The organism is Acidovorax sp. 107, assembly GCF_003058055.1.
In the GTDB taxonomy this organism is placed as follows: Bacteria; Pseudomonadota; Gammaproteobacteria; order Burkholderiales; family Burkholderiaceae_C; genus Acidovorax.
Genome location: NZ_QBTZ01000001.1, coordinates 1,033,234 through 1,055,914, shown reverse-complemented (window position 1 = coordinate 1,055,914; position 22,681 = coordinate 1,033,234). Strand labels below are relative to the sequence as shown.

Annotated in this window: 23 protein-coding genes; 3 read left to right on the top strand and 20 right to left on the bottom strand. The window is 63.4% G+C overall.

Going from position 1 to position 22,681, the window contains the following annotated elements:
- Window positions 1-53: 53 nt before the first annotated feature.
- Window positions 54-791 (bottom strand): sulfite exporter TauE/SafE family protein, encoded by a 738-nt coding sequence (locus C8C99_RS05005; protein ID WP_056638272.1) that lies wholly within the window; start codon window positions 789-791, stop codon window positions 54-56.
- Between the two features lie 5 nt (window positions 792-796).
- Window positions 797-2,179 (bottom strand): oxygen-independent coproporphyrinogen III oxidase, encoded by a 1,383-nt coding sequence (gene hemN / locus C8C99_RS05000; RefSeq protein ID WP_056638269.1) that lies wholly within the window; start codon window positions 2,177-2,179, stop codon window positions 797-799.
- 189 nt (window positions 2,180-2,368) lie between these two features.
- On the opposite strand from hemN, the gene fnr reads away from it, so the two are divergent.
- Window positions 2,369-3,091: a fumarate/nitrate reduction transcriptional regulator Fnr gene (fnr, locus tag C8C99_RS04995; protein ID WP_015014806.1), complete on the top strand. Its 723-nt coding sequence runs from the start codon at window positions 2,369-2,371 to the stop codon at window positions 3,089-3,091.
- A 106-nt stretch (window positions 3,092-3,197) separates the two neighbouring features.
- Here fnr and C8C99_RS04990 read toward each other — a convergent pair whose 3' ends face one another.
- From C8C99_RS04990 to C8C99_RS04950, 9 genes are all read right to left on the bottom strand, one after another.
- Window positions 3,198-3,491 carry a hypothetical protein gene (locus tag C8C99_RS04990; protein WP_056638267.1) on the bottom strand — a complete coding sequence of 98 codons (294 nt, stop codon included), beginning with the start codon at window positions 3,489-3,491 and terminating at the stop codon, window positions 3,198-3,200.
- 59 nt (window positions 3,492-3,550) lie between these two features.
- On the bottom strand, window positions 3,551-3,829 hold the full coding sequence (locus tag C8C99_RS04985; protein ID WP_056638263.1) for a FixH family protein: 279 nt from the start codon (window positions 3,827-3,829) through the stop codon (window positions 3,551-3,553).
- 64 nt (window positions 3,830-3,893) lie between these two features.
- A complete protein-coding gene (gene ccoG / locus C8C99_RS04980) occupies window positions 3,894-5,339 on the bottom strand; it encodes a cytochrome c oxidase accessory protein CcoG (protein WP_056638260.1) in 1,446 nt (481 codons plus the stop codon).
- An 83-nt stretch (window positions 5,340-5,422) separates the two neighbouring features.
- Window positions 5,423-6,337 carry a cytochrome-c oxidase, cbb3-type subunit III gene (gene ccoP / locus C8C99_RS04975; RefSeq protein WP_056638257.1) on the bottom strand — a complete coding sequence of 305 codons (915 nt, stop codon included), beginning with the start codon at window positions 6,335-6,337 and terminating at the stop codon, window positions 5,423-5,425.
- Between the two features lie 24 nt (window positions 6,338-6,361).
- Entirely contained in the window at window positions 6,362-6,499 is a 138-nt protein-coding gene (locus C8C99_RS04970; protein ID WP_056638254.1) for a cbb3-type cytochrome c oxidase subunit 3, read from the bottom strand.
- Window positions 6,500-6,515: 16 nt separating this feature from the next.
- Window positions 6,516-7,148 (bottom strand): cytochrome-c oxidase, cbb3-type subunit II, encoded by a 633-nt coding sequence (gene ccoO, locus C8C99_RS04965; RefSeq protein WP_056638251.1) that lies wholly within the window; start codon window positions 7,146-7,148, stop codon window positions 6,516-6,518.
- 18 nt (window positions 7,149-7,166) lie between these two features.
- Window positions 7,167-8,606 carry a cytochrome-c oxidase, cbb3-type subunit I gene (ccoN, locus tag C8C99_RS04960; protein ID WP_056638247.1) on the bottom strand — a complete coding sequence of 480 codons (1,440 nt, stop codon included), beginning with the start codon at window positions 8,604-8,606 and terminating at the stop codon, window positions 7,167-7,169.
- Window positions 8,607-8,670: 64 nt separating this feature from the next.
- Window positions 8,671-8,808, bottom strand: a complete 138-nt coding sequence (ccoS, locus tag C8C99_RS04955) for a cbb3-type cytochrome oxidase assembly protein CcoS (RefSeq protein WP_010460651.1) — start codon at window positions 8,806-8,808, stop codon at window positions 8,671-8,673.
- Window positions 8,808-11,312 carry a heavy metal translocating P-type ATPase gene (locus C8C99_RS04950; RefSeq protein WP_369867748.1) on the bottom strand — a complete coding sequence of 835 codons (2,505 nt, stop codon included), beginning with the start codon at window positions 11,310-11,312 and terminating at the stop codon, window positions 8,808-8,810. Before C8C99_RS04950 ends, ccoS begins: the two co-directional genes overlap by 1 nt.
- 108 nt (window positions 11,313-11,420) lie before the next feature.
- On the opposite strand from C8C99_RS04950, the gene C8C99_RS04945 reads away from it, so the two are divergent.
- Entirely contained in the window at window positions 11,421-11,864 is a 444-nt protein-coding gene (locus C8C99_RS04945; RefSeq protein WP_108625130.1) for a universal stress protein, read from the top strand.
- Window positions 11,865-11,986: 122 nt separating this feature from the next.
- On the opposite strand, the gene C8C99_RS04940 is transcribed toward C8C99_RS04945, so the two are convergent.
- From C8C99_RS04940 to C8C99_RS04915, 6 genes are all read right to left on the bottom strand, one after another.
- Complete coding sequence (locus tag C8C99_RS04940) at window positions 11,987-12,700, bottom strand: ABC transporter ATP-binding protein (protein ID WP_108625129.1); 714 nt, start codon at window positions 12,698-12,700, stop codon at window positions 11,987-11,989.
- A complete protein-coding gene (locus C8C99_RS04935) occupies window positions 12,697-13,467 on the bottom strand; it encodes an ABC transporter ATP-binding protein (RefSeq protein WP_082576724.1) in 771 nt (256 codons plus the stop codon). Before C8C99_RS04935 ends, C8C99_RS04940 begins: the two co-directional genes overlap by 4 nt.
- Complete coding sequence (locus tag C8C99_RS04930; RefSeq protein ID WP_056638235.1) at window positions 13,464-14,345, bottom strand: branched-chain amino acid ABC transporter permease; 882 nt, start codon at window positions 14,343-14,345, stop codon at window positions 13,464-13,466. The genes C8C99_RS04935 and C8C99_RS04930 overlap by 4 nt, the downstream gene beginning before the upstream one ends.
- A gap of 12 nt (window positions 14,346-14,357) precedes the next feature.
- Window positions 14,358-15,233, bottom strand: coding sequence for a branched-chain amino acid ABC transporter permease (locus tag C8C99_RS04925; protein ID WP_056638232.1), 876 nt, complete (start codon window positions 15,231-15,233; stop codon window positions 14,358-14,360).
- An 87-nt stretch (window positions 15,234-15,320) separates the two neighbouring features.
- Window positions 15,321-16,541 carry an ABC transporter substrate-binding protein gene (locus tag C8C99_RS04920; protein ID WP_108625128.1) on the bottom strand — a complete coding sequence of 407 codons (1,221 nt, stop codon included), beginning with the start codon at window positions 16,539-16,541 and terminating at the stop codon, window positions 15,321-15,323.
- A gap of 42 nt (window positions 16,542-16,583) precedes the next feature.
- Window positions 16,584-17,816, bottom strand: a complete 1,233-nt coding sequence (locus C8C99_RS04915) for an amidohydrolase family protein (protein ID WP_056638226.1) — start codon at window positions 17,814-17,816, stop codon at window positions 16,584-16,586.
- Window positions 17,817-18,040: 224 nt separating this feature from the next.
- Between C8C99_RS04915 and C8C99_RS04910 the strand changes: the two genes are divergently transcribed.
- A complete protein-coding gene (locus C8C99_RS04910; protein ID WP_056638223.1) occupies window positions 18,041-19,015 on the top strand; it encodes a LysR substrate-binding domain-containing protein in 975 nt (324 codons plus the stop codon).
- A 45-nt stretch (window positions 19,016-19,060) separates the two neighbouring features.
- Here the strand turns inward: C8C99_RS04910 and C8C99_RS04905 are convergent, their stop codons facing one another.
- The 3 genes from C8C99_RS04905 to C8C99_RS04895 all read right to left on the bottom strand — a co-directional run bounded on the left by C8C99_RS04905 (window position 19,061) and on the right by C8C99_RS04895 (window position 22,637).
- A complete protein-coding gene (locus tag C8C99_RS04905) occupies window positions 19,061-20,614 on the bottom strand; it encodes a malonyl-CoA synthase (protein ID WP_108625127.1) in 1,554 nt (517 codons plus the stop codon).
- Window positions 20,615-20,696: 82 nt separating this feature from the next.
- The gene (locus C8C99_RS04900) at window positions 20,697-21,500 is read right to left on the bottom strand and encodes an enoyl-CoA hydratase/isomerase family protein (RefSeq protein WP_108627046.1); all 804 of its coding nucleotides are present in this window, start codon (window positions 21,498-21,500) and stop codon (window positions 20,697-20,699) included.
- 147 nt (window positions 21,501-21,647) lie between these two features.
- Complete coding sequence (locus tag C8C99_RS04895; RefSeq protein WP_108625126.1) at window positions 21,648-22,637, bottom strand: tripartite tricarboxylate transporter substrate binding protein; 990 nt, start codon at window positions 22,635-22,637, stop codon at window positions 21,648-21,650.
- Between the last annotated feature and the right edge of the window lie 44 nt (window positions 22,638-22,681).

Here is a 22,681-nt window from a genome sequence, read left to right as displayed (position 1 = left end):
CCGCGTTGATCACTCCTGCCGACGCAGCCAATGACCGCTGCGTTACGCCGCAGTCAACGGCACCAGAGCGATGGCTTGTAAATGAGATCCATCCACAGCGCCCAGGCGGCCACTGCGCACAGCATGCCACCTGCAGCTCGCGTCCCCCAATCGGACCGCACCAGGTTCAAACGGCTGCGAAGCCTGCTCCATGCCCAGGGACCACTCACCAGCCATACCCCGCTGCCCACGGCAAACAACGCCATGGTCAGCGCGCCCTCCAAGGCTCCACCGCTGAGCGCCGCCACCAACAAGGCCGAATACAGCAGTCCGCAAGGCATCAGGGCCCACAAAGCACCGGCCGCCAGCACCCCGCCTGGAGCACCCACCAGCGGACGAACACGGCCCCACACCAACCGGCCGGCCTGCTCCACCCAGGCAGGCTGACGCGACTGCACCATCATCATGAGACCCCAGGCCATCACCGCCACATGCATGAGCGTCCAGGCAGGACGCAGGGCCGTGGTCTGCTGGGTCAGCCATGCCAGGCTGCCCATAGCCAAGGCAGCCGCTGCCCCCGCACCCGCATACCCCAGAATGCGCCCCGCATGAAAAGCCACGGTGCGATGCACCACGCCGCCACGCGGCGCCCAGCGCACCACCTGTTCAGCTCCCTCCGGTGACTGCCCCGCACCTGCAATCGCCCCACCCTGCCCCACCAACGCCCCACAGGGTGCGGAGCACATGGCCAAGCAGTGGGACCCTCCAGCGAGTCCCATGAACAATGCAGTCCAGCCAACCGTTGCAAGCATAGGTGTCAGATGATGCGCGAAAACCGAGCCCGGTTGCGGTCTGCCTGTAGATAGCGATCAAACACCATGGCTATGCCGCGCACGAAGAACCAGCCGGTAGCGGTCACTTCAATACCCTCTGGCCCCACCCGCACCAGCCCTTGCTCCTGCATGCCCTCCAGCTGAGCCAACTCCGCTGCGAAGTACTGACGAAAATCGATCAGCCACGCTTGCTCCATCGGCTCGAACAGCAACTCGCCCTGGCACATCAAGGCCATGATGGCTGCACGACGCACCAAGTCGTCCCGCGTCAGGGCCAGCCCGCGAACCACGGGCAAGCGCCCTTGGTCCAGGAAGTCGTAGTACTCGTCCAGTGTCTTCGAGTTCTGGCTGTAGGTGGCACCGACCCGGCCGATGGCCGATACACCGAGGCCAATCAGGTCGCAGTCTGGCTGCGTGCTATAGCCCTGGAAGTTACGGTGCAGACGCCCCTGGCGCTTGGCCACGGCCAGCGCGTCCGTAGGGAGAGCAAAGTGGTCCATGCCCACATACACATACCCAGCGTCCATGAACGCATCCAGCGAACGTGACAGCATGGCCAGCTTGCTCCCGCCAGTGGGAAGCTCGGCGGAGACAATGCGCCGCTGTGGCTTGAAGCGCTCCGGCAAGTGGGCATAGGCATACAAGGCAATGCGGTCAGGCCGCAACTGCGCAACCTGTGCCAGCGTGCGGTCAAAAGACTCGGGTGTCTGGCGCGGCAAGCCGTAGATCAGGTCGACGTTCACCGAATCAAAACCCAGCGAACGAGCGGAGTCCACCAGCGCAAAGACCTGTTCGGCCGGCTGGATGCGATGAACGGCCTTTTGCACTTCGGCGTCAAAGTCCTGCACACCAAAACTCAAGCGATTGAACCCCAGTTCGGCCAGCAGCGCCAATCGATCCGCGTTGACAGTACGCGGATCCACTTCGATCGAGTATTCCCCTCCCGGCGCAAGCGTGAAACTGCGTTTGAGCATGGCCATCAGCTCTCGCAAGCCAGCGTCCGAGAGAAAGGTGGGCGTTCCGCCGCCAAAGTGCAACTGACTGACCACCTGCCCCACCCCGCAGTGGGCCGTGTGCAGGTCAATCTCACGGCTCAGATAGCGCAAGTAGACGTCAGCACGGTCATGGTGCTTGGTAATGATCTTGTTACAAGCGCAGTAGTAACACAGCGATTCGCAAAACGGAATGTGCACGTACAAAGACAGCGGCATGGCCTTGGCCACCGTGCCTGAACGGCGTTGCTCCAGCGCCAGCACATAGTCTTCCTCACCGAACGCCTCCACAAAACGGTCGGCCGTTGGATACGATGTATAACGGGGCCCTGGCACGTCAAAACGGCGCAGAAGATCTTGCGAAACAGCAGTCATGGGAGAATTTCCTTGCGTACACCTTGACTGTGCCGTAGGCTCCAGGACACGTCCTTGACCTGCATCAAGTGAACCCATCGGCCATACGGCGACAATTTGATGAAGGTCAGCCGCTGGCCCGCGCCATGCTCAAATGTCCATGCGCGGCAAGCGCGATATGCCCGGCCACCAACCCAAGTCCAAGTGCTTATGAATCCGCTCACCATCAAAGTCGCCTGCTCCAACTGCAACCTTCGGGAGTTGTGCATGCCTGTGGGCCTGAATGAAGAACAGCTGCAGCGTATCGACGAGGTCGTTGCTGTGCGTCGCAAGGTCAAGCGTGGCGGCACCTTGTTCCGCAATGGCGAATCCTTCACATCCCTTTATGCGATCCGCACAGGATTCTTCAAGACCTGCGTGGCCACCGAAGATGGTCGCGACCAAGTCACGGGGTTTCAGATGGCGGGCGAGATCATCGGGCTGGACGGCATCGTCAATGACCACCACACCTGCGATGCGGTGGCACTGGAAGACGCCGAGGTCTGTGTCATGCCTTTCGACCGTATCGAAGAGCTGTCACGTGAAGTCACGGCCCTGCAGCACCATGTGCACAAGATCATGAGCCGCGAGATTGTGCGCGAGCATGGCGTGATGCTGCTGCTCGGCAGCATGCGCGCAGAAGAGCGTCTGGCAGCCTTCTTGCTGAACCTCGTACAGCGCCTGCATGCGCGGGGCTTCTCGCAGTCCGAGCTGGTGCTGCGCATGACGCGAGAAGAGATTGGCAGCTACCTAGGCCTCAAGCTCGAAACGGTCAGCCGCACGTTCTCCAAGTTTGTGGAGGAAGGTATCGTGGAGGTCAAGCAGCGCCATGTCCGCATCCTCGACACCGATGCCCTGCGGCGCATTGTGAATAGCCAGCAAACCTGCCACTGAGCAACGGCGGCACTCGCCCAGAGCCGGGCACTACACCAGGTTCGTGCAGTGCTGGCTCATTGCCGCCGGGCACGCAACGCGAGCCCAGACAGGCAACCGACAAAGTTCAGGAGCAAGAAGATGTCTTGCGGCAATCGTCGGGCCGCTCCGCATTGGGCACCGGACACCGGTTGACCTCAAAGGGTGACATGGACAGCAGTGTCGTCAGTGCGCTGGTGGCCATGGTGATGGCCCAGAACGCAAAAAAAGCAAGGGTGTAGACACCCTCCCTCGAAAACGCCAGAGGCTGCCCGAACCAGTGCAGGTCCTGGGGGTCCACCATGGCAAAAACAAGCATCTCCAGCACGCCCGCCATCAAGAAGGCGGGCCAGGCAATCCACATCAGGCGTTGCGTCCACATATCGATTTTGTCTCCTGGTGCTGCATGCGGTCACGCTCAGGCGTGAGACCGCAGGGTTGTCAGCGTGGTTGGTCCTGGACCGGGGTGGCCGCATGGTTGCGGGCCTTGAGGGCCGGCGCCAGACTCTTACCTGGAGCGACCAGGGTCTTGTTGATCTCGATACCCTGGCGGTAGTAGTCCTCGGCCACCACGGGATCGGGCCGCGAAATCGCGAGCCACAGGGTTACAAAGCCGGCCACGATCACGATCGCAGGCCCGGCAATCACCAGCCACACGTGGCCAAACTTCCACCAGGGCGGGGAAACTGCCGGCGTAGCGATGGCAGGGTTTGAAGGCATGGCGCTCTACTCCTCAACAAATTCGATCAAAGTGCGGTCCTGACGGGCCGCTCCGGGACGCCGCTCAGCGCGGCACGAGAAATACGGATTTTTCCGTCACATGGGTGGCAGCCCCTACGGCCTGCACGTCAAACTGGACCGCGTGCGATCCCGGCGTGGCCGAGCCATACGGAATCTGCAGGCGCACAGCCACCCAGCGGGACTCTGCAGGCCCAATATCCACATCGGCCTCAGAGGCTACCTCCAGCCCCTCCAACCCACGCGCGCTGATGCGATAGCGCTGCTCGCCCTCGGTGGCATTCATGATCTGCAACCGGTAAATGTTCTCCAGCTTGCCGCCCGACACAATGCGCGAGAGTGCAGCGCGGTCACGCACAACGTCCACTTTCAGCGGCGTACGCACCACCAGACTGGCCAGCATGGCCACGCAGAGGGCCACCAGAACTGCGCTGTAAATCAGTACCCTGGGGCGCAGCACTCGGCGGAAGATCTGAGATTGCGTCCAGCGCTTGGCCACCCCGTTCTGGGTGGAATAGCGGATCAGTCCGCGTGGATACTGCATCTTGTCCATCACTGTGTTGCAGGCATCCACGCACAGGCCGCAGCCAATACATTCGTATTGCAGGCCGTTGCGGATATCAATGCCCACCGGACAGACCTGCACACACAGGGAACAGTCAATGCAGTCGCCCAGCCCCTGGGCTTTGTAATCGACGTTCTTCTTGCGCGGACCTCGCTGCTCGCCCCGCTCTGGATCGTACGTGACGATCAGGGTGTCCCTGTCAAACATCGCACTCTGAAAGCGCGCGTAAGGGCACATGTACTTGCAGACCTGCTCACGCATGAAGCCTGCGTTGCCATAGGTAGCAAAACCGTAGAACAGGACCCAAAAAATCTGCCAGCCGCCCTGGAACGCCAGCAGTTCGCTGCCCAGTTCGCGGATAGGCACAAAGTACCCGACGAAGGTGAACCCAGTCCACAAAGCCACGGCAATCCATACGACCTGCTTGAAAAACTTCTTGCGAATTTTCTCGAACGTCCAGGGACCGTTGTCCAGACGAAGGCGTGCGCTGCGCTCCCCTTCGATCTTGTGCTCGATCCACATGAACATTTCGGTATACACCGTTTGCGGACACGCAAAGCCGCACCACAGACGCCCCGCCACGGCTGTGAACAGGAACAGCGACAACGCCGAAATGATCAAAAGGCCGGTGAGGTAGATGAAATCCTGCGGGTACAGCACCAAGCCGAAGATGTAGAACCTGCGAGCCCCCAGGTCAAACAGCACCATCTGGCGCTGCCCCCATTCGAACCAGGGCAATCCATAAAACACCAACTGGGTAAGAAACACCATGCCCCAGCGCCAGCGCGCAAACAAACCGCTGATGGAGCGCGGATAGATCTTTTTCTGCGCTTCGTACAACGAAATGATCTCCCCCGCGGAAGATGCATCGGGGGCGACTGGCGTGATCGGGATGACCTTGCGAGCGGGCTCGCTGGGTGTACTCATGGTGTCGCTTTATGGATAGGGAAGCAGGATGGGTCGCTCAGAAAAACACCGGAAGGCACCTACAGTGCCGTCCGGTTGCCAGGTCAACGCGCTGCCACCTGCTTGTTCGACAGACCCCAGACATAGGCAGAGAGTACGCCGATCTGTGCCTCAGTCAACTTTTCGGCCTGGGCAGGCATCTGGTTGACCTTGCCGTTGTTGATCATGGCAGTAATGGCCGCCTCACCCCAGCCATGCAGCCAGATGTCATCGGTCAGATTGGGAGCGCCGAGCGCCTGGTTGCCCTTGCCGTCCATGCCATGGCAGGCTGCGCAGGCTGCAAACTTGGGCTTGCCCAGCGAAGCACGCAGCGAGTCATGCGGGCTGCCCGACAGGCTCAGCACGTAGTGCGACAGATTGCGCACGTCTTCCGGGCTACCCACAGCAGCCGCCATGGGAGGCATGTTGCCGATGCGGCCCTTCTCCAGGGTCTCGCGGATCTTCTCGGGGGTGCCACCATGCAGCCAGTCGTTGTCCGTCAGGTTCGGGAAGCCCTTGCTGCCGCGAGCATCCGAGCCGTGGCACTGTGCGCAGTTGTTCATGAACAAGCGCTCGCCGATCGCATGGGCCTGGGGGTCTCCGGCCACGTCCTCGGGCTTCATGGAAGCAAAGCGGGCATACAGCGGCTCCAACTCCGTCTTGGCCTTGGCCATCTCGGCTTCGTACTCGCCCTTTTGCGTCCAGTTGAGCTTACCGGTGAAGCTGCCTAGGCCCGGGTAAGCGGCCAGGTAGCCGAGGCCAAAGACAATGGTGATGACGAACAGCCACACCCACCAGCGCGGCAGGGGGTTGTTCATCTCGACCAGATCCTCGTCCCAGACGTGGCCTGTGGTGTTATCGGAGGTGGCTGCCACCTTCTTGCGGCCTGCCATCCAAAGCAGAATGCCGCAGGCGATGATGCCGGCCAGGGTTATCGTGGTCACAAAGACCGACCAGAAATTGCTGGTGAAGTCACTCATGGGGTGTTCTCGTTCTGGTGAAGGTCAATCTTGGTCGAACGGCAGCTGGGCCGCCTCGTCAAACCGGGACTGGTTACGGCCCCGGTAGGCCCAGACCCAGATGCCAATGAAGCAGGCCATCGATGCCAGGGTGGCGACGATGCGCATGGTGGTGATGTCCATGGGATATCTCCTTCGCTTACTTGAGCGCACGGCCCATGACTTGCAGGTAGGCGATGAGCGCGTCCTGCTCCGTCTTGCCCTTGACCTCGCCCGCCGCAGCAGTGATCTGCTCGTCGGTGTAAGGCACACCCACGGTGCGCAGCGCTTTCATGCGAGGCGCCATGACGGCAGGGTCCACCTGGTTCTTTTCGAGCCAGGGGTACGCAGGCATGTTGGACTCGGGAACCACATCACGGGGGTTGTTCAGGTGGATGCGATGCCATTCGTCGCTGTACTTGCCGCCCACGCGGTGCAGGTCAGGACCCGTGCGCTTGCTGCCCCACTGGAAGGGATGGTCATACACAAACTCGCCCGCCACCGAGTAGTGGCCGTACCGCAGCGTCTCGGCGCGGAAGGGGCGGATCATCTGCGAGTGGCAGTTGTAGCAACCCTCGCGGATGTAAATGTCGCGGCCAGCCAGTTGCAGCGCGTTGTAGGGCTCCACGCCCTTGACCGCCTCGGTGGTGGACTTCTGGAAGAACAGGGGCACGATCTCGACCAGCCCGCCAATGGCGATCACGATCAGGATGAGCACGATCATCAGAAAGTTGTTGGTCTCCACCTTTTCATGGGAGAAGCCGGTCGAAGCAGATGGGTTGTTATTGGACATGAATGATCTCCTTCGGACTCAAGCGTGGGCCGTATTCACTGCAGGAATGGCGACCTTGACCGAACGGCCCGAGATGGCAGTCAGCCACACGTTCCAGGCCATGACCAGCATGCCGCCCAGGTACAGCAAGCCACCCGCCACACGAATCACATAGAAGGGATAGGTGGCCTTCACGCTTTCCACAAAGGTGTAGGTGAGCGTGCCGTCGGGGTTGACAGCGCGCCACATCAGGCCTTGCATCACACCGGCGATCCACATGGCGGCGATGTACAGCACGATGCCAATAGTGGCCATCCAGAAGTGCAGCTCGATCGCCTTGACGGAGTGCATCTTGTCCTTGCCGAACAGACGCGGCACCAGGTAGTACAGCGAGCCCATCGAGATCAGGCCCACCCAGCCCAAGGCACCCGAGTGCACGTGGCCAATGGTCCAGTCGGTGTAGTGGCTCAGGGCATTGACGGTCTTGATGGACATCATGGGCCCTTCGAACGTGGACATGCCGTAGAACGACAGCGACACGATCAGGAAGCGCAGGATGGGATCGTCACGCAGCTTGTGCCATGCGCCCGACAGGGTCATGATGCCGTTGATCATGCCGCCCCAGCTGGGGGCCAGCAGGATGAGCGAGAACACCATACCCACCGATTGCGTCCAGTCGGGCAGCGCGGTGTAGTGCAGGTGGTGTGGGCCGGCCCACATGTAGGTGAAGATCAGCGCCCAGAAGTGGACGATGGACAGGCGATAGCTGTACACCGGACGGCCTGCCTGCTTGGGGATGAAGTAATACATCATGCCCAGGAAACCAGCGGTCAGGAAGAAGCCCACCGCATTGTGGCCGTACCACCATTGCACCATGGCGTCCTGCACACCGGCATAGGCCGAGTAGCTTTTCATAAAGCCCGCAGGAATGGCTGCACTGTTCACCAGGTGCAGCAGAGCCACGGCCAGAATGAAGGCACCAAAGAACCAGTTGGCCACGTAGATGTGCTTGACCTTGCGGGTTCCAATGGTTCCAAAGAACACGATGGCATAGGACACCCAGACCAGCGTGATCAGGATGTCGATGGGCCATTCGAGCTCGGCGTATTCCTTGCCTTGGGTATAGCCCATGGGCAGGCTGACCACCGCGGCGGCAATGACCAGCACCCAGCCCCAGAAGGTGAAGGCAGCCAAAGGACCAGCAAAGAGCCGGACCTGGCTGGTGCGCTGGACCACGTAGTAGCTGGTGGCGAACAGCGCGCTACCGCCAAAACCAAAGATCACCGCATTGGTGTGCAAAGGTCGCAAGCGGCCATAGCTGAGCCAGGGAATGCCAAAGTTGAGTTCTGGCCAGGCGAGCTGGGCGGCGATGATGACGCCTACCAGCATACCAACCACCCCCACCACCACGGCCAGTATAGAGAACTGCCGCACTACCGTATCGTTGTAGTGCGCAGCATTTGTTTTTGGAAAATCCATCGGGCACCTCTTTATATTGCAGTAAGAGTTTGTTGCAGTCGCGGCTATCGGGCATTGACACAAGTCAACCGTCTCGGAGAATGCGCTCCCCCTCTTGTTCGACGCTTTCGAACTGCCCGTGGTACACCGCCCACCACAGTCCTCCCAGGATCAGCAGCACCAACATCACGGACAACGGAATCAGCAAATACAGGATGTCCATCAGACGGGCTCCAGTGGGTTTTTGGAAAGATCGAGAGGCTGCGGCGGCGGGCTGCCAGCCAAGGAGTCTGGGCGCGCAGGCACCGCGCCCTCCCTCGGCTGCGATCCCTGCCATCCTGGCAGCGAAGGCAGGTCGCGCGCCAGGCGCGCTGCATTGAGCACGACCAGCAGCGAACTGAGCGCCATGCCCAGCCCGGCCAGCCAGGCGGGCATCCAGCCCACCACCGCCAGTGGCACACACAGCGCGTTGTAGCCCGCAGCCCACCACAGATTCTGTCGGACCACGCGCAAGGTGCGGCGTGCCAGCAACACGGTCTGCGGCACCAACGCCAGGCTGTCACCCAGCACCACAAAGTCCGCCCGCGACTGTGCCAGCGGCACGGAACGCCCAAAGGCAAACGACACATGGGCACCTGCGAGCACGGGGCCATCATTGAGGCCGTCGCCCACCATGGCCACATGGTGGCCCTGCACCTGCAGCGCCTGCAAGGCAGCCAGCTTGCCCTGAGGCGTGCACTCGCCCTGGGCGCGGGCAATGCCCGCCTGCGCGGCCACCCGCTGCACCGCCCCGCGGCGGTCACCCGAGAGCAGTTGCGCGGCGACGCCATCTTGCTGCAACGTCTGGACCACGGCCGAGGCCTCGGCCCGCAAGTCTTCCACCAGATCGAAGCGGGCCAGCTCACGCAGGGCTCCATCCGACGCTTGTTCCGAGAGCACCACCTGCAGCGCAGCACCACTGTCATCGCTGGCAACACCCGCATGGTGGGCCGAACCCAGGCGGATCGTCCGCGCGACCATTCCCCCGGTGACGTCCTCCACAGTGGCGGTCAGCCCCTGCCCCGCATCTTCCTGCAGGCCCTTCACCTGCCAGCGTCCCAACGGGGCCTGCCGTGCAGCCGCCGCAGCCAGGGCCCGCGAAGCCGGGTGCATCGACTGGCGCGCGAGCGCGGCTGCTAGGTCCAGCGCCTCTTCTGCGCTGCAACTGCCGGCAGGACGCACGGCCTGCAGCGCCATACCGTCCCGGGTCAGCGTGCCCGTTTTGTCAAACACCATGGTATCCACCTGGGCCAGCGCTTCCAGCCCCTGCAGATTGCGCACCAGCACGCCATGGCGCGCCAGCGTACCCGCGGCGGTGAGCATGGCCACCGGGGTGGCCAATGACAACGCGCACGGGCAGGTGACGATAAGCACCGCCACCGCCACCATCAACGCATGCCCAGGGTCCGACGGCCACCAGTAGGCAGCAGCCAGCGCTGCCGCCAGCAATACGGCCACCAGGAAAGGCCGTGCAATGCGGTCAGCCAGTTGGGCCAGGCGGGGCTTCTGCAGCGACGCGCTTTCCATCAGGGCCACAATTTGCGCAAAGCGGGTCTGCCCACCGGTGCCTTCCACCAGCACCTCGACGGGCGACTGCAGGTTGTAGCTGCCCGCTGTCACGCTGCTGCCCACAGGGCGTGCCACGGGAGTGGACTCGCCCGTCAGCAAAGCCTCGTCGGCGTGGGTGCTGCCCGCCGTGATGCGGCCATCGGCTGGGAAAGCCTCCCCTGGCAGCACGCGGATGGTGTCTCCCGCCCCAATGCGCCGCGTGGCCACGCGGGTGAAGCTGCCATCCGCCGCGCGCCGCTCCACGCTGTCGGGCAGGCGGTTCATCACGGCCTCCAGCGCACCCGCCGTGCGGTCGCGCAGGCGCAGCTCCAGCCAGCGCCCGGTGAGCAGGAAGAACACGAACATGGTCAAGGAGTCGTAGTACACATCCTTGCCAAAAATGCCTGCGGGATCAAAGGTGCCTGCGGTGCTGACCACAAAAGTGATCGCCATGCCGAGTGCCACGGGCAGGTCCATGCTGACCCGGCGCAGGCGGATGTCACGCAGCGCACTGGCAAAAAAAGGACCGCAAGAAAAGACCACCATGGGCAGCGTGATGACCCACGAAGCCCAGCGCAACAGCTGCTCCATCTCGCCCGACAGGTCGCCCGGCTGCGCCACGTAGGCGGGCCACGCGTACATCATCACCTGCATCATGCAAAAGCCTGCCACCAGCCAACGCCACAGCGCGCGGCGGCTCTCGCGCAGGCGCTGGTCGCGCGCAAACGCATCCATCGCCGGCATGGCGCGGTAACCCGCTCGGCGCACAGCCTCCATCCACTGCGACGGCACAACCCGGCCAGGTTGCCACACCACGCGGGCCCGGCGTGTGGCGGCGCTCACATCGGCCTGCACCACGCCCGGCACGGCCCGCAAGGCATCTTCAATAGTGAGGGCGCAGGCAGCGCAGTGCATGCCCTCCAGCACCACCTGGGAGTCCCAGGCTGTGGATGCGGGGTCTGCCGAAGCGCTGTCCGCCGCGCTACCGGCCAATGGGGTCCCTGCCGGTGTGCAAGGGCGGCCAAACGCCAGCCACTCCTGGGGGTCGTCCAGCAGCTCCACCCGCTGCATCGGCAACGGGTTTGTCACGCTGTCAAGCTGCAGCGCCGGAGATGCAGCCGGCGCACCGGGTTGAAACATGGACATGGGTCAAGCCTATCTGCGGGACATCGCCAGTACATTGACGTGGATCAAGCCCCAGAACATGATTCATCCTAAGCTTGTTCCATCACTTTGAGGAGCCCTTTTATGTACAAACGCATCCTGATCGCCACAGACGGATCCCCTCTGTCAGACAAAGCGGTGGAACATGGCCTGTCGCTGGCCGCATTGACCGGCGCTACCGTGGTCGCCCTCAAGGTGGTGCCCCGCTATCCCCGCAGCTACTTTGAAGGCGGCATGCCGGTGGACATGAACGATGTCAAACGCATCGAAGCCCAATGGGGCGATTCCGCACAGGCCATGGTTGATGGCGTGAAGGCCCAGGGCGGCGCGCAAGGCGTGACCGTGAAGGCCGTGGTCGCCAAGTCCGACCTGGTGGCCGAGGCCGTGATCGCAGCCGCCAAGAAGCACAAGTGCGATTTGATCGTGATGGCCTCGCACGGCCGCAAGGGCATCAAGCGCTTGCTGCTGGGCAGCGAAACCCAGCATGTGCTGACGCATTCGCACATCCCGGTACTGGTGCTTCGTTAAGCATCAAAACGGCCGCAAGCGCTAGTCCATCAAGCGCCAATAGCTATTGAATATGTAGCAAAACATCGAGCAGGCCTACAGCCTCCTCGGTGTTCTTCATTCAGGGCTGTGTGCCCTGTGGCTCAGTGGTTGCCCAGGTAAAGCTGCGCCATCCGCTCATCGGCCAGCAGACCCTGCGCCGGGCCCTGCAACACGCAACGACCCTGGTCCAGGATGTAGCCCTGCTGGCTGATCTGCAGCGCCTGGCGTGCGCGCTGCTCCACCATCAGCACCGCCACGCCTGCGGCGGGCAGCTTTTGCACCATGTCGAACACCTTGCCCACCAGGGACGGCGCCAGCGCTGCCGTGGGCTCATCGAGCACCATGATGCGGGGCGACGGCATGAGGGCCCGCGCAAAGGCCAGTTGCTGGCGCTCGCCGCCCGAGAGGTTGCTGGCGGGCTGCGGCAAGCGCTCCACCAGCGCCGGAAAGTCCGCCAGCACCTCGTCCATGCGCTGCTTGAGGTGCTTCACTCCCCGCACCACCTGCAGGTTCTCACGCACGGTGAGAGATGGGAACACGTTCGCCACCTGCGGCACGTAGGCCAGCCCGGCATCAAAGCGGTCTTCCGCCGACAAGGCCGTGATGTCGCGTCCGCCCAGGTGGATGGTGCCTGCCACACGCGGCAGCAAGCCCAGCAGCGCCTTGACCAGGGTCGACTTGCCCGCACCGTTGGTGCCCGCAATGGTCACGATCTCGCCCGGCGCCACGGCCAGATCGATGCCGTGAATGATGTCCACCTCGGAATACCCGCCGCGCAACTGCGCGATCTGCAGCAAGTTGTCTGCGCCGCTCATACCACCCCTCCCATATAGGCTTCCTGCACACGTGGGTCGTCCAGCACGGTGTGCGGGTCGCCCTCGGCCAGGATGCTGCCCCGGTCCATCACGATCATGCGGTTCGACAGCGACTTGAGCGCCTGCAGGTGGTGCTCGATCACGATGAACGCGATGCCCTGCCCGTTCAGCTCGCGCACGCGGTCGCAAATCTCTTCGATCAGCACCGGGTTGACCCCGGCAAACGGCTCGTCCAGCAAGATGCAGCGCGGGTCCAGCATCAGCACCCGGCCCAGCTCCACCAGCTTCTTTTGCCCACCCGAGAGGCCACCCGCCTTCACATCGCGCACCCGCGCCAGGTTCAAAAACTGCAGGATGCGGTCTGCCTTGATGGAGAGCTGTGCCTCATGCTCGCGGCGGGCGCGGGTCTGGAAGAAGGCGTTCAGCAGCCGCTCTCCCTGCGGGTTGGCAGCGGCAGCCATCAGGTTTTCGTGCACCGTCAGGCTCTTGAACTCCCGCGGAATCTGGAACGTGCGCACCAGCCCCAGCCGGGCCCGGCGATATGGGGGCATGCGGGTGATGTCCTGTCCCTCAAAGTGGATCTGCCCCGCATCCGCGGGCTGCTGTCCGGCAATGGCCGCAAACAGCGTGCTCTTGCCCGCACCGTTGGTGCCTGCAATGCCGAGAATCTCGCCCGCGGCCAGTTGCAGTGACACCCCGTCCACCGCTTTAAAGCCCCCAAACTGCCGCGTGACGGCGCCCACCTTCAGCATCGTTGTTGCAGTCATTGGGATTTGCCTCCAAACAGGCCGTTGGGCTTGTACAAGGTGACCAGGATCAGCGCCAGGCCCACCGCCGCCAGGCGCAGGCTGGCCATGCCAACCTCCGACACACCCGGCACCCAGTCCTTGGCAAAACGCGAGCCCTCCAGAAACACCATCAGCAGCAGCGATCCAAACACCGCGCCGCGCACGGTGCCCGAGCCGCCCATCACGAGGCCCATCCACACATAAAACGTGATGAGCGGGATGAACTGCTCGGGCGTGATGAAGGTGATGAAGTGGGCATAGAACGCGCCAGCCAGCCCGGCCAGCGCAGCCCCCAGCATGAACACCTGCACCTTGAACCAGGCCGGGTCCTTGCCCAGGGCCGACAGTGCGGGCTCATCGTCCCCAATGGCCTTGAGCAGGCGCCCAAACGGGCTGGCCGCCAGGCGCACCGTGCCCCATGCCACCACCGCAACCACCGCCAGCAGCGTGACAAAGATCGCCATGTCCGACGTGCCACTGCCCCAGGACGCAAACAGCTTGGGCAGACCAGGCAAGCCCTGCACGCCTTTGGTCAACCAGCTCTCTTGCTGGATGGAGATGCGCACCGCCTCAGAAAAACCCAGCGTGACGATGGCCAGGTAGTCATCCCGCAGCCGCAGCGACAGCAAGCCGATGGGCAGCGCCAGCACACCAGCGAGCACGCCAGCCGCCACAAAGCACAGCACCAGCGGCACGCCTTGCAGCGCCAGCAGGCCCGAGGTGTAGGCGCCCACGGCAAAGAACGCCACGACGCCAAAGTTGACCAGCCGGGTCAGGCCGAACTGCAGGTTCAGGCCCAGCGCGAGCAAGCAATAGATAAGGGCAACAATGCCAATGGCACACAGATAAGCAATCATGAATCGGACTCCTTACCGCACCAGTTGCACGCGGCCCATGATGCCCGCCGGGCGCACCAGCAGCACCAGCGCCAGCACCACAAACGACAGCACCAGCTTGTACGACGGCCCCATCAGCGGCACCGCCAGCTCTTGCGCCACACACAGCAGCAGCGCACCCAACACCGCACCCACCGGGCTACCGATGCCACCCAGCACCATGGCGGCAAACGCGGGGATCAGGCTCTCCCACCCCATCTCGGGGCTGACCACGGCCTTCATGCCCAGCAGCACGCCGCCCAGCGATGACAGCGCCCCCACCAGCAACCACAGGCTCAGCATCAGCCCGTTGGCGCGGATGCCGCTGGCACGCGCCAGGTCGGCACTGTCCGCCACGGCGCGCAACTGGCGGCCAAAACTGGTGCGGTAGATCAGCACAAACACCACCAGCAGGCATGCGGCGGCCACCGCCGCAATTGCCAGGTCGGTGGGCAGGATGCGGATGCCGCCAAAATTCCAGGCACGCACCAGGGGCAGGTCAAACGTGCGCTGGTCGTGCCCGGCAAAAAAGCCGATCAGGCTGCGCAGCAAAAACCCCAGGCCAATGGCCGCGAGCATGGACGACACCATGGGCCGCCCGGCCAGCTTGCGAAAAATCAGCGTGTACGAGCCTGCAGACACCAGGGCCGTGACCACCATGCTGCCCAGCGCCGCCGCCCACAGCGGCCAGCCGCCCAGCAGCTGCACCGCCACGGCCGCGTAGGCGCCGGTGGTCATCATGTCGCCCGTGGCGGCGTTGGGAAAGCGGTTGACGCCCATCACCAGGGTCATGGCCAAGGCGGGCAATGCCACCACCAGGCCCTCGATCAATCCATTGATCAGTAGGTTTACAAAGTCGATCCAGGTCATTGCGTCATTCCGTGCATCTCTCGCCCTGCGGAGTCCAAAAATACAAAGCCCGGCGCCCGCACCCTGCGGCTACACCGGGCACAACCATCACAGGGTGATGGACACCACGTCGCGCCGCACCAGCTGGCCCTTTTCGATGATGAACACGCCAAAGTCCGGCGTCACGTCGCCCGCCTTGTCAAAGTCGAGTTTGCTCGATGCACCTTCGTAGTTCACCTTGGCTTTCTTGGCCAGTTGCGCCTTGCCTTCGGCAAAGGTGAACACGGCCGTGCCGGGGGCGTTGGAGACATCGCGCATCTTGGCATTGACCTGCTCCACCGTGGCCTTGGGGCCAGCGGCCTCCATGGCCAGGGCCAGCGAGATCACCATGTCGTAGGCCATGGCGGCGTAGATGTTGGTGGATGCGGCCTTGCCCGTGGCCTTGGTAAAGGCGGCATCAAATTGGGCGTAAGACGCGCTCTTTTCGTTGGACACGGTGTCCACCGAGATGATGCCTTCGCACACCTCGGCGCCCAGGGCCTTCACCAGATCGGGGTTGGCCGCCCAGCCCGGGATGATCCACTTGGTGTCTGCGCCAGACTGGAACCATTCGCGCAGGATGATGGTGGTGTCGGGCAGGTACGAGCCCATCACGATCACGTCGGGCTTGGTGGCCAGAATCTTCTGCAGCTCGCTGCGGTAGCTGGGGCGGTTGGGCTCGTACGTGACATGCGCCGCCACCTTGCCGCCACGCTTTTCCCACACACGCGTGAAGCCTTCCACATTGCCCAGACCGGATGCGTTGTTGAACGCCATGGTGGCTGGTCGCTTGAAGCCGCGTTTGGTGCAGATCTCGGCAAACGCCGCGCCAAAACGGTCGTTGGTGGCCTGAAAGCGCCACACCAGGTCCTTGGTGTCCAGCGTGGAGATGGCGGGTGCGCCCGACACGTTCATCTGGATGATGCCCGCCGCATCGGTCAGCGGCATCACCGCCAGCGTCACGCCCGAGGCCCAGGTGCCCAGCACCGCCTGCACCTTGTTCACCTCGATCAGCTTCTTGGCGGCCAGCACGGCGGCGTCAGGCTTGGTCTGGTCGTCTTCGGTGAAGAGTTCGAGCTTGCGGCCACCTGCGCCGCCTGCAGCATTGACCTCGTCCACAGCCAGGCGAATGGCCTGTTGCATGCCTGGGCCGTAAGGGCTGCCCGCCCCCGTGATGGGCGTGAGCGAGCCAATGCGAAACACCTCGCCCTGCTGGCTGAACCCGATGGAGGGAAGGAACTGCAGAGCTGCTGCGGCGCCGCCGAGCTTGACGAAATTTCTACGTTGCATGGTGATCTCCGGTCTTTTGGGGGTGAGGGGGGTGAAAGGGACTCAAAGGGTGTTCTTGACCCACACGCCGTCCTTGGCGATGGCGCGAATGCGCTCGCCCTGGTTCAGCAGGCAGGTGATGTCGGTGAGCGGGTCGCCATCGACCAGCAGCAGGTCGGCAATGGCACCAGGCGTCACTTCGCCCAGCTGGCCTTGCTGGCCCAGGATCTCGGCGCCGATCAGCGTGGCCTGCTGCAGCACGGGCCCGTTGCCCAGCACGTCGGCGCGCAGGCGCAACTCGTCGGACTGCAGGTAGTGCGTTTCGGCCAACAGGTCGCTGCCCAGGCCCATTTTTACGCCTGCCTTGGCCAGAATCTCGATGGCCTGCTTGCCCTGCCCACGCACCGAGTCGATCTTGGCAATCGACACCGCGGGCAAACCATAACGCTCGCCCTCGTTGGCCAACCCTTCATAGGTGATGAGCGTCGGCACCATGAAAGCGCCCATCTCGGCCATGAACTCTGCCGTGGGGGCATCCACCAAATTACCGTGCTCAATGGTACGCACCCCGCAGCGCACCGCGCGGGCAATGGCGCGCGGCGTGTAGGCGTGGGCCATCACATAGGTATTGGCGTTGGATGCCTCTTCCACGATGGCGTGCAACTCGGCTTCGGAATAGCCCAGGTTGCCAATCGGGTCGTTGGGCGACGCCACGCCGCCCGAAGCCATCACCTTGATCTGTGTGGCGCCCTTCAGGATCTCTTCGCGCACCGCCAGGCGGCAGGCATCCACCCCATCCACCACGCGGCCAATGTTGCCCAGCTTGTAAGCGCACGAGCACACATCCAGGTCATCGTTGCGCTGACGAAAGTCCGCATGCCCACCGGTTTGCGACAGCGCCTTGCCCGCCGGGAAGATGCGCGGCCCCTGCACCAGCCCCGTGCGCACCGCTTCGGCCAGCGACCAGTCGGCGCCGCCCGCATCGCGCACGGTGGTGAAGCCCCGGTCCAGCATGCCTTTCATGATGGGCAGCGAGCGCATCATGGTGAACACGTTGGGCATCTTGGCCACCGTGCCCAGGTTGAACGACGAGGCCACCACATGCACGTGGCAGTCGATCAAGCCAGGCATCAGGGTCATGCCCTTTGCGTCCAGTGTGGCTGTACCTTCTGGCACCTCCAGGTCGGCGCCTACCGCCGCAATGCGGCCGTCCTGCACCAGAACGGACAAGCCGGTGCGCAAAGTCAGGGCATGCACATCCAGCACACGGCTGTTTTTAATCAACAAAGAGGTCATGAGGTTCGTCAAAGTGGGCGCAATGGCTTCAAAATTACTCATGGCCCATTTTTTGGGGAGCCATGATGACCATCAAGCATCCATCTGGTGCATTGCAGCATCTACAGAGTGTGACGCTTGACACGTTGCTGTCACAGGACGCATTTATCGGGCCAATTGCCCTTGGCCGCAACGCCTAAAATCTCACCCACCCATGAGCAGCACTCATATCAAGGGATAACCCTATGCGCCGCCTCTGCCCCACTATTTCAGAGCTGAACGCCTTTCACTCCGCCGCCAAGCACCAGGCCTTCACCATGGCTGCGCGCGAGTTATGCGTGACGCAAAGCGCCATCAGCCGCCACATTGCCGCGTTGGAGGACTACCTGGGCCAGAAGCTGTTCATCCGCAAGGCCACGGGGCTGGAGCTGACCGAGGCGGGCGCCACCTACCTCAACGCTACCCGCCCCGCCATGGCCGCACTGGAATCGGCCACAGCGCAACTCATGTCGTACGGGGGCGACGGCGGCTCGCTCAACCTGTCGGTGCCGCCCACGTTCGCGGCGCAGTGGCTCTTCCCGCGCCTGGGGCACTTCAAGCGCACGCTGCCGCAGGTGTCGCTGAACTTCGTGCGCTACCAGCACGCGCACGACTTTGCGACGCCGCACGAGTTCGACGCGGCCATCCAGTACGGCTACGGCAACTGGCCCAGCGCCAATGCCCGCTACCTGATTGGCAAAGAAACCAGCATCGTCTGCAGCCCCCAACTGCAATCCGCCCTGCCCCTGCGCACCCCACAAGACCTGATGCGTGCCACGCTGCTGCAGCACATCGAAGTACCCCTGGCCTGGCAAGACTGGATGGAAGCCCACGGCCTGGACACCAGCGCCAGCCGGTTCGGTCCGGGCTTCAATCTGTACTCGCTGATCATCCGAGCCGCCGTCTCAGGCTTTGGCGTAGGCATCGTGCCCACCTGCCTGGTGGAGGACGAACTGGCGGCGGGCACCCTGGTGGAGCCCCTGAAAGACCGCTTTGACAGCCCGCTGGGCTACTACCTGTGCGCACCCACGGCACGCACCAATCTGTCGGTGTACCGGCTGGTGGCCGGGTGGCTGGAGCACTGCTGCAACCATGCCGAGGGCGCCGCAGCGCCAGCCGCAACTCCCTGCATTTTCTGCAGCCCACAGGTCTCAGCGGCGGCGGGTCAGACGGCGGGGTGAGCGACCCCGCTCAGGAGGCGCAGCGCATCCCCCCTCGGGACCGCATCAGGCAAACAACCCCTTGTACTGATCCCGCAGCAGATTTTTCTGCACCTTGCCCATGGTGTTGCGCGGCAGCTCCGCCACCACAAAACACTTCTTCGGAATCTTGAAGTTGGCAAGCTGCGACTTGAGCTGGGCCACGATGGCATCAGCGTCCAGGCTGGCGCCGGGCTTGGCAATGACCACGGCCACGCCCACTTCGCCAAAGTCGGGGTGGGGCACGCCGACCAGGGCGCTTTCGGCCACGCTGGGCATGTCGTTGATGTAGCCCTCGATCTCTGCGGGGTAGACGTTGTAGCCGCCGCTGATGATCAGGTCTTTGCTGCGGCCCACGATGTGCACATAACCACGCTCGTCCACCTTGCCCACGTCGCCGGTCTTGAAGTAACCGTCCTTCGTGAACTCTTCCGCCGTCTTCTCGGGCATGCGCCAGTAGCCTTTGAACACATTGGGGCCCTTGACCTGGATGCCGCCGATCTCGCCCACGGGCAGGTCTTTGCCGTCGTCGCCCTGCACGCGCAGGCTCACGCCCGGTAGGGGGAAGCCCACGGTGCCGCCACGGCGTTCATCCTGGCCTTGGTAGCGCTTATCTGCGCTGTAGGGGTTGCTGGTGAGCATGATGGTTTCGCTCATGCCGTAGCGCTCCAGAATGGTGTGGCCGGTGCGTTGCTGCCATTCCTTGAAGGTTTCGATGAGCAGCGGTGCGGAGCCTGCGATGAACAGGCGCATGTTCTTCACGGCATCCTTATTCAAACCGGCCTCGGCCAGCATGCGCACATACAGCGTGGGCACGCCCATGAACACGGTGGCACGGGGCATGGCGGCGATGACGGCCTTGGGGTCGAACTTGGCCATCCAGATCATCTTGCTGCCGTTGATGAGCGCGCCGTGGATGGCCACGAACAGGCCGTGCACATGGAAGATGGGCAGCGCGTGGATGAGCACATCGCCCTTCTTCCAGCCCCAGTAGTCCTTGAGCATGACCGCGTTGCTGAGCATGTTGCCGTGCGTGAGCATGGCGCCCTTGCTGCGGCCGGTGGTGCCGCTGGTGTAGAGGATGGCGGCCAGGTCGTCGGCGCTGCGGGCCACGGCCTGGTGCTCGTCACCGTGGTGGGCAGCGCGATCGAGCAGGCTGCCGGTGCGGTCGTCACCCAGGGTGAACACATGCTGCGTGCCCAGGGTGAAGGCGATCTTGCTGACCCAGCCAAAGTTACCGGGCGAGCACACCACGACGGCAGGCTCGGCGTTGCCGATGAAGTACTCGATCTCGGCGCTTTGGTAGGCGGTGTTGAGCGGCAGGAACACGTAGCCCGCACGAAGCGTGGCCAGGTACAGCGCCATCGCTTCGACCGATTTTTCGACCTGCACGGCCACGCGGCTGCCCTCAGGCAGCTTGAGCGATGCGAGCAGGTTGGCGATGCGGGCGCTGGCGCGGTCCAGGTCGCGCCAGGTGTAGTACAGCGGGGTGCCGTCGGCCGCTGTGGTCTCGACGGCAGTGCTGTCCAGGTCAGACGGGAACGCGGCGCGCAGGGCGCTGAAGAGGTTGTGTTGGCTCATGGCTCAGACTTCGATGGGCTGGGTAGCTGGGTTGAGAGTTTGGGACTGGCTGAATGGGAGAAAGCGGGGATGAAGGCGTCGGTCAGAACACCGGCGCGCGCTTGTCCAGAAAGGCAGCGATCCCTTCGCGGTGCTCGGCACTGGCGGCGTAGGCATAGGGATCGGCAGGGCCATTTACTATTTTTTCGATAGCAGACTGGGCATGATTCTGTAGCACCACAGGCGCTTTTAATGCTCGAAACGTCTGTTTGTTCATGCGGGCGGCCTGGGGCGCCAGTGCGGCGATGCGCTGGGCACTGCCCAGGGCTTCGGTGGCCACCATGTCATCGGCCACCACGCGGCTCAGAAAGCCACGGGCCAGCATGTCGGGGGCGCTGAAGGTGGCGGCCTCCAGCAGCATCTGGCGTGCGGTCACGTCACCCACCGCACCGGCCACCAGTTGCGCCTCGCGCGGAGCCATCGGAAAACCCAGCTTGGCAATCGGCGCGCCAAAGCGCGCGCCACTGCCCGCCACGCGGATGTCGCAGCAGCTGGCAATCTCCACGCCGGCGCCCATGCAGGCACCGTTGATCTGGGCCACGATGGGCACGTCGCACTGGAGCATGGCGTTCAGCCCGCCCCACACGTCGTTTTCATGAAAGTCGCGCAGGGCTGCCGCGTCAAAACGGAAGCCGGGGTACTCTGAAATGTCTCCGCCCGCACAAAACGCCCCGCCCTCGCCCGCGATGAGCACGCAGCGCGCATCAGAGCGGCGCTGCACGTCTTCAAACACCGCGCGCAACTGCCGCCACATGGGCCGCGACATGGCGTTCAGCCGCCCGGTGTGGCGCAGAGTGACATGCACCACTCCACCCTCACCGGCATTCATCAACACTTCACCAGACATCTTGCTATCCATCCCGTCCTACACTGCTCAACACTTGCAGCCCTCGAAACCCGCGCGGCACCATCGCCAGCGCCACCGTGGAACTGGCTTTGCCAGGCCACGGGTGGCGTCCCCCTTCAGGGGGAAGGCGCAAAGCGCCACAGGGGGTTAGTCCAATTTGGCGCCAGACGCCTTCACCACGGCCGCCCAGCGCTTGACCTCGCTACTCACAAACGCGCCGAACTGCTGTTGCGTCATGCCACCGTAGTCCGCGCCGTTGCTGGCCCACACGGCCTTGAGCTCTTCGGCCGTGCCCAGGCGCTTGATTTCGTCCACGATGCGGGCCTGCACATCAGCCGGTGTGCCTTTGGGCGCCCACAGGCCGTACCAGGTGGTCACGGTGTAGTCGGGCAGGCCCACTTCGGAGGCGCAGGGCACGTCGGGGAAGGCAGGGTTGCGCTTGGGGCCGGACACCATCAGCGCCTTGATGCGGCCGCTCTTGATGTGGTTGGCGGAGGACCCCAGGCCGTCGAACATCATGTCCACGTTGCCGCCAATCAGGTCCTGCAGCGCCGGGCCTGCGCCCCGGTACGGGATGTGAGTAATGAAGGTGCCCGTCTGCTGCTTGAACAGCTCGCCCGCCAGGTGGTGCGAGGTGCCGGCCCCGGCCGAGCCGTAGTTGAGCTTGGCAGGGTTGCGCTTGACATAGTCCAGAAACTGCTTGAAGTTGGCAGACGGCGTCTTGGGGTTGACCACCACCACCTGCGGCACATTGGCCAGCAGCGCCAGCGGGATAAAGTCTTTTTCGATGTCGTAGTCGAGCTTGGGGTACATCGACGGGGCAATGGCGTGGTGCACCGCCCCCATGAACAAGGTGTAGCCGTCGGGAGCAGCCTTGGAGGCAATGCTGGCGCCCAGCGTGCCACCGGCGCCCCCCCGGTTGTCGATCACCAGCGTCTTGCCTGTGCTTTTGGAAAACTGCGCGGCCAGCGGCCGGGCAAAGGCATCGGTACCGCCACCGGCGGGAAAAGGCACCACCACCGTCACCGGCTTGGTCGGCCAGTTGCTGTCGGCCCAGCTGCTGCCGCTGGCCAGGCCCAAACCTGCAGCCGCTGCGCCGAGCAAGACATCCCGGCGTTGGATTCGCGATTCAATCATTCGTTGTCTCCTGTCGTTGTAAAAATACGCTGTCTCTGGTCCAC